The organism is Streptomyces sp. NPDC055013 (genome assembly GCF_053608645.1).
This window is the reverse complement of record NZ_JBSGVW010000075.1, coordinates 1-8,293: the sequence shown is the minus strand read 5'-3', so window position 1 is coordinate 8,293 and position 8,293 is coordinate 1. Positions and strand designations below refer to the sequence as shown.

General features: G+C 67.4%; 8 protein-coding genes and 1 pseudogene. All 9 read right to left on the bottom strand.

All coding sequences use genetic code 11. The features are described from left to right. Window positions 1-145: 145 nt before the first annotated feature. Window positions 146-1,198, bottom strand: coding sequence for a lysophospholipid acyltransferase family protein (locus tag ACWGDB_RS41650; RefSeq protein ID WP_453827248.1), 1,053 nt, complete (start codon window positions 1,196-1,198; stop codon window positions 146-148). Between the two features lie 14 nt (window positions 1,199-1,212). Next, on the bottom strand, window positions 1,213-2,274 hold the full coding sequence (locus tag ACWGDB_RS41645) for an NAD-dependent epimerase/dehydratase family protein (RefSeq protein ID WP_453827247.1): 1,062 nt from the start codon (window positions 2,272-2,274) through the stop codon (window positions 1,213-1,215). A gap of 290 nt (window positions 2,275-2,564) precedes the next feature. Then, window positions 2,565-2,663 (bottom strand): 30S ribosomal protein bS22, encoded by a 99-nt coding sequence (locus ACWGDB_RS41640; protein ID WP_003948845.1) that lies wholly within the window; start codon window positions 2,661-2,663, stop codon window positions 2,565-2,567. A gap of 156 nt (window positions 2,664-2,819) precedes the next feature. Beyond that, a complete protein-coding gene (locus ACWGDB_RS41635) occupies window positions 2,820-3,032 on the bottom strand; it encodes a helix-turn-helix domain-containing protein (RefSeq protein WP_004984898.1) in 213 nt (70 codons plus the stop codon). A gap of 129 nt (window positions 3,033-3,161) precedes the next feature. Then, window positions 3,162-3,977 carry a phosphatase gene (locus ACWGDB_RS41630; protein ID WP_453827246.1) on the bottom strand — a complete coding sequence of 272 codons (816 nt, stop codon included), beginning with the start codon at window positions 3,975-3,977 and terminating at the stop codon, window positions 3,162-3,164. A gap of 599 nt (window positions 3,978-4,576) precedes the next feature. After that, a pseudogene (locus ACWGDB_RS41625) lies at window positions 4,577-5,049 on the bottom strand (phosphatase); the annotation flags it as partial. Window positions 5,050-5,109: 60 nt separating this feature from the next. Beyond that, window positions 5,110-6,282, bottom strand: coding sequence for an acetoin utilization protein AcuC (locus ACWGDB_RS41620; protein ID WP_453827245.1), 1,173 nt, complete (start codon window positions 6,280-6,282; stop codon window positions 5,110-5,112). Next, the gene (locus ACWGDB_RS41615; RefSeq protein WP_453827244.1) at window positions 6,233-7,453 is read right to left on the bottom strand and encodes an MFS transporter; all 1,221 of its coding nucleotides are present in this window, start codon (window positions 7,451-7,453) and stop codon (window positions 6,233-6,235) included. Before ACWGDB_RS41615 ends, ACWGDB_RS41620 begins: the two co-directional genes overlap by 50 nt. Window positions 7,454-7,522: 69 nt before the next feature. Further along, window positions 7,523-8,188, bottom strand: a complete 666-nt coding sequence (locus ACWGDB_RS41610) for an HAD family hydrolase (protein WP_453827243.1) — start codon at window positions 8,186-8,188, stop codon at window positions 7,523-7,525. Between the last annotated feature and the right edge of the window lie 105 nt (window positions 8,189-8,293).

Below are 8,293 nucleotides of genomic sequence, written 5' to 3'. Positions count from 1 at the left end.
CCCCTCCTCAAGAGGGGCGCCCCGTCGACGTATCGGAAGAAGACCGACAGCAGCAAGCTCTTGGCGGCCTCGGGCGGATAGCCGCCCGCGGGTATCGGCTGAATCCAGCAAGCGAGCCGACGGGCCCGCACCCGGCCCAGCAGTGTCAGAAGAACACCGACCGCCGCTGCACCAGCAACTTGTACAGCGTGTGCTGGATCTGCTCCCTGACCTGGTCAGTCAGGTTGAACATCAGCATCGGGTCCTCGGCCGCCTCCGGCGGATAACCGTCCGTGGGGATCGGTTCGCCGAACTGGATCGTCCACTTGGTCGGCAGCGGGATCGCACCGAGCGGGCCCAGCCACGGGAAGGTCGGCGTCAGCGGGAAGTACGGGAAGCCCAGCAGGCGGGCCAGCGTCTTCGCGTTGCCGATCATCGGGTAGATCTCCTCGGCCCCGACGATCGAGCACGGGATGATGGGGGTGCCCTGGCGCAGGGCCGTGGAGACGAAGCCGCCGCGGCCGAAGCGCTGCAGCTTGTAGCGCTCGCTGAAGGGCTTGCCGATGCCCTTGAAGCCCTCCGGCATCACGCCGACCAACTCGCCCTGCGCCAGCAGCCGCTCGGCGTCCTCGGCGCAGGCGAGGGTGTGGCCGAGCTTGCGGGCGAGTTCGTTGACCACCGGCAGCATGAAGACCAGGTCGGCCGCGAGCAGACGCAGGTGCCGGCCCGCGGGATGGTGGTCGTGCACGGCGACCTGCATCATCAGGCCGTCCAGCGGCAGCGTGCCGGAGTGGTTGGCGACGATCAGCGCGCCACCCTCGGTCGGGATGTTCTCGACACCCTTCACCTCGACCCGGAAGTAGTTCTCGTACACCGGGCGCAGCAGGGACATCAGGACCTGGTCGGTGAGTTCCTCGTCGTACCCGAAGTCGTCGACCTCGTAGTCCCCGGTGAGGCGGCGGCGCAGGAAGGCCAGGCCGCTCGCGATCCGCCTCTCCAGGCCACCGTCGTCCTGGGCCTTGCGGGGCGGCTCTTCCTCACGTGTCACAGGAACATCATCCTGCGCGAAGGCCCGTCCCGGGAGGGGCTGGACCTCGCGTACCAGCGCGGATTCACCGTTCTTGCGCCGGCTCCCCGCGCCCCGGCGCCGCGAAGGCCGCTGCACGGCGCTCCCGCGGGACCGGTCGTCGTCGAACGGAATGACCTTGGCGTCCGCCATCGTTGATGCGCTCCTCAGTTGGCGCTCTGCGTCGGGAGGTTTCCGCCGCCCAGGACGGGCAGTGCGGCGATCCGGTCGACGGCCCCCACAAGGGCCTCCGGCGGCAGCAGGCCCGGCGCGCGGCTGCGCGCGAAGTCCGCGAAGGTCTCCGCCGTCGTGTACTTCGGCTTGAATCCGAGCGTCTCTCGCATCTGGTCCGTCGCCACCACCCGGCCGTGCGTGAGCAGCCGGATCTGCTCCGGCGAGAAGTCCGACATACCCAGCGTACGCACCAGGGAGCCCGCCCATGTCACCGCGGGAAGCAGCAGCGGCACGGTGGGGCGGCCCAGGCGCCGGGAGCACTGCGAGAGCAGCAGCACACCGTCGCCGGCGATGTTGAAGGTGCCGCTGTTGAGCGTGCCCCGCGCCGGCTCGTGCGAGGCGATGCGCAGCACCTCGATCACGTCGTCCTCATGGACGAACTGCAGCCGTGGGTCGTACCCGAAGACGGTCGGCAGCACGGGCAGCGAGAAGTACGAGGCCAGGGGGGTGTCGGCGGTCGGCCCGAGGATGTTGGCGAACCGCAGCACACACACCGCGACGTCCGGCCGCCGCCGGGCGAACCCGCGCACATAGCCCTCGACCTCGACCGCGTCCTTGGCGAAGCCGCCGCTGGGCAGCGACTTGGGCGGCGTGGTCTCCGTGAAGACGGCCGGGTCACGAGGCGCCGACCCGTAGACGTTCGTGCTGGACTTGACCACCAGCCGCTTGACGTTGGGGGACTTCTGGCAGGCGCCGAGCAGCTGCATCGTCCCGATGACGTTGGTCTCCTTGACCGTGGTCCGGCTACCGCTGCCGAGCGCGGTCCCGGTCACGTCCATGTGCACGACGGTGTCCGCACCGCTCTCGGCCAGCACCCGCGCGATGGTGGGCTGCCGGATGTCGGCCTGGATGAAGTCGGCGCCGCCCAGATGATGCTCGGGCGGGACCGCGTCCACGGCGACCACCCGGTCCACCTGCGGGTCACGCTGGATCCGTCGTACGAACCGGCCCCCCAGTTGACGGGCCACTCCGGTCACGAGCACGACCTTGCCCAAGATCAGCGCCTTCCTTCCAGCACTCGTACCCTGCCCAGTTCCCCGAGTTCCCCGTGTGCGGCCAACTTAGCGGGTCGATGTTGCGCTGTGATGACCGCCCAATGCATGAAGTGACGGGAATTCCTTGCGTACGACCAGACGGACCAGGCATGCGTACAGGTCTACGTACGAAGTTCGGCTCATCGCACATCCCCTCCACGATCTCACCCACCGGCCCCAAAAGCGTGTGGCCCCCCACCGGATCCGGTGGGGGGCCACAAACACGCCACGCCGCTTTCGCGGCGCGCCGCTTACTTCTTGTTGCGACGCTGAACGCGCGTGCGCTTGAGCAGCTTGCGGTGCTTCTTCTTAGCCATCCGCTTGCGCCGCTTCTTGATAACAGAGCCCACGACTACCCTCGCTCACTTCTCATCACTCGGCGTTGGGCGCCATGGGCCCATACGACCTACGAGGGGCTAGCCTACCCGCCCGAGCGCTGAGGTCGTAATCGAGGGGACGAGGGGGGATCCCGCAAAGCCCTGAGGATCCCCCCTCACCCGTCGCTGTCAGGCGGTTTCCACCCCCACATAACTCTCGCGGAGGTACTCGTGAACCGCTTGCTCGGGGACGCGGAAGGACCGCCCCACCCGGATCGCGGGCAGATGACCACTGTGCACCAGCCGGTACACGGTCATCTTCGACACTCGCATCACCGAGGCGACTTCCGCCACGGTAAGGAACTGAACCTCGTTCAGAGGCCTCTCGCCAGCTGCAGCCATGACACACCTGAACCTTCCGCACTCGACGGCCACCGGCTTCCCCTTCCGGTGACTCTTCGTCGTTGCGTGCTCACTCCCCAGGGTAGGGGCGTGTGATGCGAGTGGGGAAGAGGTGCACCCATCGGCGGCCTACTGTGACAGACACGCTCGATTGAGTACGTAGCGGGTAAGCGGCCGGTAGTAATCAGACCGCACAGCGTCATCAAGTGGAACGACGACGGACACGGCCCCCTCAGCCTCCCCCACGAAGAGCGCGGGGTCATCGGTATCGGCCAGCCCAATCGCCTCAAACCCCAGCTGACCTGCCCCGCAGACCCACCCGTGATCCCCGATCACCAGCTCCGGCAACGGCCCGCCGGCCTCCGCCGCGGCAGCCAGCGCGGTACGAACCGGGAGCGGTGAGTGCGTGTGTGCGCCGGGCTCACAACCGGGGCGAGAGAGGCCCGGTTCCCGCACCAACGCGACTCCTCGTACGTAGGCAAGGTTGTACGTGCGTAGGCCGAACCGGGTCGTTATGTCGACACAGCGACCATGCGCCGGGGTGAGAACGGCACATCCCGCCGCCGACAACGCGTCCGCCAAGGCGGCGTAGAACCCGAGCAGTCGATGCGGATGCCCGGTACCGAGCAGCACGGGCGCGGTGCGCTGGGCGGCAGCCGCGACCCGATCAGCGAAGGCGTCCAGAGCGGTCAAAGTCAGCTCCGGATCGATCACATCCAGTCCAGATACGCATCCCGGATCGGCCGAAACCCCGCACCTGTCCGCCATCAACGCAATCAAATCCCGCTGCCGCCAATTCCGCGCAGGATCAAGCCCAATAACCACACGCGGATCACGAGCCGCAAACAGCCGATAACTCCTCAGACTCACCTCCCGAGAAGTAGCCACGACCCCGGCCAGCCGAGCATCCAGAAGATGGGCACGAAGCGCTCCGCGACTCACCACGAGAGCGATGGTGACGGACGGGGCGGCACGGAGTCGGAGGAACGGGGAAACACCGCACAGTTGGGCTAGCGGGGAGCGGAGCGGCGATCGCCTGGACGGCACGCGGCGTACCGCGCCTAGTCGTCGGTACGCGGAAGCCCACCCCCAAGGGTGCCTGGTGCCGTGATCGAGGCGGTGGGCGCCGGGGGAACCTGCGTCACCTCCCGCTCACCCTCCGGCGCGCCGACCAGCAGGTAGAACGCCGCCAGTACGCCACATCCGACGAGGATGGCCGATCCGATTCGTTCGTTGCGGTAGGCCGCGAATACTGCGACGCTGACCAGAGATAACGCCACAATGGCAGTGAGGGGCATACGTGTCCTTCCATCAACGCCCGGCCGTCGTGTTCCGCCAAGTCCCCGACGGCCGGGCGTACCTGTGCTGCCGGCCCACGCTGTGGCCGGCGTCTCTGCAACGGATTTGATCTCCCGCTCCAGGCTGAGTCCGCGCCTGGCAGTTGCTGCGTGCGAGCGAGTTTCCGCAGGTCATCGACGCTACGTGCTCAGTCCCCAATGTAGGGGCGGCTGATGCGAGTGAGGAAGAGAGCACCCATCGGCGGCCTACTGTGACAGACACGCTCGATTGAGTACGCAGCGGATGGGCGGCTGGTAGCAATCAGACCGCACAGCGTCATCAAGGGGAACGGCAACGGGCACGCCCCCTCGACCTCGCTCACAAGGAACGCGCGGTCTTTCGTTCAGGCACGACCATCGGCCACAAACTCCAGCTGACCTGCCCCGAAGACCTACTCGTGATCCCCGATCACAGCTCGGGCAACGGCCCATACGGCCTCTGCCGCGCCGGCCAGAGCGGCACGAACCGGGAGCGGTGAATGCGCGTGTGCGCCGGTCGGATGCACGGTGCCCGGAACGCCGGCTTCCCTCACCAACGCGACTCCTCGTACGTAGGCAAGGCTGTACGGGCGTAGGCCGAACCGGGTCGTTATGTCGACACTGCGACCATGGGCGGGGGTGAAGACGGTGCACCCCACCGCCGACAACAAGTCCGCCAAGGCACCGTAGAAGCCGCGCAGTCAGCCGCTCCGAGCAGTGGAACGGGTACGGGCAGCGAGGCCGCCCAACCCCACTCCCACCTACGGCAACAGCCCCCGCAACGGAAACACCGCCCGCCGAGTGGCCAACACCGCCTGATCCAGCCGATCCGCAGGGTCGTACCCCGCCTCCCAGTCCCCCCAGGAAATAGGCCACCGCCCATCCGTCATCCGCGCCGGCCCCAACTGCCGAGTCCGCGCAAAGACTTCCTGCCGCCACCCCTCCGGGATCATCGCCTCGGGCTCAATCGCCCGCCCCGCAGCAATCCCCACCAGATGAGTCCACGACCGCGGCACAACCTCCACCACGGCATATCCGCCCCCACCCAGCGCAACCCACTTCCCCTCGGCGTACTCGTGCGCCAGCTCATGACAGGCCACCTGGACAGCCCGCTGCGCATCCAGCGAAACGGCAAGATGCGCAAGCGGATCCTCGAAGTGCGTGTCAGCCCCGTGCTGAGTCACCAGCACCTGCGGCCGAAAGTCACCGATCAACTCCGGCACGACAGCATGGAAGGCCCGCAACCACCCCGCGTCCCCGGTCCCGGCCGGCAGCGCCACATTCACGGCCGACCCCTCAGCCGCCTCCGCACCCGTCTCCTCCGGCCACCCGGTCTGCGGAAACAACGTACGAGGATGCTCGTGCAACGAAATCGTCAGCACGCGCGGATCGTCCCAGAACGCCGCCTGCACCCCATCGCCGTGATGCACGTCGACATCGATGTACGCGACCCGCTCGGCACCCAACTCCAACAGTCGGGCAATGGCCAGCGAGGCGTCGTTGTAGATACAGAAACCCGACGCGCCCCCCGGCATCGCGTGGTGCAGCCCACCCGCGAAGTTCACCGCATGCAGCGCCTCACCCCGCCACACGGCCTCGGCCGCCCCCACCGACTGCCCGGCGATCAGCGCCGACACCTCATGCATCCCGGCGAACGCGGGGTCATCCAGCGTCCCGAGCCCGTACGCCTGATCCGCCGCCGCCGGATTCGCCGAGGCCGCCTTCACGGCCTCGATGTAGTCCTCCCGATGCACCAGCCGCAGGGTCGACTCCCCGGCCGGTTGCGCCGAGACGACGTCCACGTCCTTGTCCAGCCCGAAGGCATCGACGAGTCTCCGGGTCAGCGCGAGCCGGACCGGGTCCATCGGATGGTCCCGGCCGAAGTCATAGCCCGTTACTGCCTCGTCCCACATCAGCTGTGCTCGGCCGCTCATGCCCGCCACCGTATCGGTCCGGTTGAGCGGCGAACGAACGGGCGTACACAAGCGTCACCAGCACCAACACCATCGGCACAAGCATCGCCCCGCGATAGTTCCAGGCATCGCCCAGTGCACCCACCAAAGGCGAACCGATCAGAAACCCCACGTAATTGAACACATTGAGCCGTGCAATGGCCGTATCAGAAGCCCCCGGGAACAACCGCCCGGCCGCCGCGAAGGTCTGCGGCACCAGCACACACAACCCCAGCCCGAGCAGCGTGAACCCCAGCATCCCCACCCACGCCCCCGGCGCCCCGGCCACCACCGCGAACCCGACGGCCGCCACGACGGCCCCCATCCGCACGACCGCGACAGCCCCGAACCGCCGCACCCCGAAGTCCCCGATGGCCCGCCCCAGCAGCGTGGTGACCATATAGACGTTGTACGGCACGGTCGCCATCTGCTCCGAGCTCCCCAGCACGTCCTGGAGATACTTCGCGCTCCAGTTGGAAACGGTCGAATCGCCGATGTACGCGAAGGTCATCACCAGACACAGCGGCAGCAGCATCTTGAACACAACGGGCCCGCCCTCACCCGCTTCCTCCACCACGGCCCCGCCCCCGCCGCTCCCACCGTCGACGTACCACCGACTCCCCACCAACGCGGCGGGCAGCAGCACCACGACAACCGGCAGATACGACACGACCAGCGCCAGATCCCAGTGCGCCCCCACCCACGCCAAGGAGGCCCCAACGATCCCGCCCAGGCTGTACACGGCATGGAAGCTGAGCATGATGCTGCGTCCGTACGACCGCTGCAGGCTCACCCCGAGCATGTTCATCGAGGCATCGAGCGCGCCCACGGCCAGCCCGAACGCGGCCAGTGCGAGCCCCAGCTCGACCATCCGCTCCCCCGCTCCGACACCGAACAGCGCCAGGAGCACGACGGGCTGGGACCACCGCAACACCCGGCTCGGCGGTATTCGTTTCACCAGCCGCTCGGTCGTCACACTCCCGACTCCGGCCAGGATCGGTACGGCGGCGAGGAAGGCCGGCAGCAGCGCATCGGAGACCCCGTACCGGTCCTGGATGGCCGGAATCCGGGTCACGAGCAGGGCAAAGGCAACTCCCTGGGCGAAGAAGCCGAACGCCAACGAGGCCCTACCGCGCCGCAGCACATCAGTCATGGCGGCGAGCGTAGGGCCCCGGGGTACTGGTGGGTAGATCCAGCCAAAGATGAATTTCCCTCAAGTTAGCTAGGCGTCGCGCAAGTCGGGCAACCCCAGCAGGTCGACCAACTCCCCCATGTCGGCGAAGAGTCGACTGGCCCCGGCCAGCTTCGCGGCGGGCGTCATCGCGGTGAACCCGTACACGTCCATCCCCGCTGCCACGGCAGCCTCCACCCCCAGCGGACTGTCCTCGACAACGACACACCGCTCCGGCGCGACTCCCATACGCTCGGCCGCGTACAGAAACAGATCCGGCGCCAGCTTCCCCCGCCCCACATCCTGCGAGCTGAAGATCCGCCTCTCATCGAAGAACCGTTCAAGCCCCGTCGTCCGATGCCCCACCCGGATCCGCTCATGACTCCCGGACGACGCCACGCAGTACCGCACCTCGTCCTGACCGAGCTTCTCGAGTACGTCGTCCGCACCGGTCACCGCCTTCAACTCCCGCTCGAAGGCGGCGAACACACGCGCATGGAAGACGTCATCAAAGTCCCCGGGAAGCCGCCGCCCTGTCCGCTCCAGCACCAACTCATGAATCCGATGCATGGCGGAGCCCATGTAGTCCCGAATGGATTCCTCGTACGAGGTCGGATGCCCCAGCTCGGTGAGGTACGCGGCGAGCATCCGGTTGGAAATGGGCTCGCTGTCGACGAGTACACCGTCGTTGTCGAAGATGACGAGGTCATAGCGCATACATTGACCCTAAACGCAGAAAGGCCCACACCATAAGGTGTGGGCCTTTCTCACAATTTGTTCGGCGGCGTCCTACTCTCCCACAGGGTCCCCCCTGCAGTACCA

Bases quoted from the DNA above. Each gene is read 5' to 3' on its own strand.
- ACWGDB_RS41650 (WP_453827248.1), bottom strand. From the start codon at position 1,198: ATGGCGGACGCCAAGGTCATTCCGTTCGACGACGACCGGTCCCGCGGG.
- ACWGDB_RS41635 (WP_004984898.1), bottom strand. From the start codon at position 3,032: ATGGCTGCAGCTGGCGAGAGGCCTCTGAACGAGGTTCAGTTCCTTACC.
- ACWGDB_RS41620 (WP_453827245.1), bottom strand. From the start codon at position 6,282: ATGAGCGGCCGAGCACAGCTGATGTGGGACGAGGCAGTAACGGGCTAT.
- ACWGDB_RS41615 (WP_453827244.1), bottom strand. From the start codon at position 7,453: ATGACTGATGTGCTGCGGCGCGGTAGGGCCTCGTTGGCGTTCGGCTTC.
- ACWGDB_RS41610 (WP_453827243.1), bottom strand. From the start codon at position 8,188: ATGCGCTATGACCTCGTCATCTTCGACAACGACGGTGTACTCGTCGAC.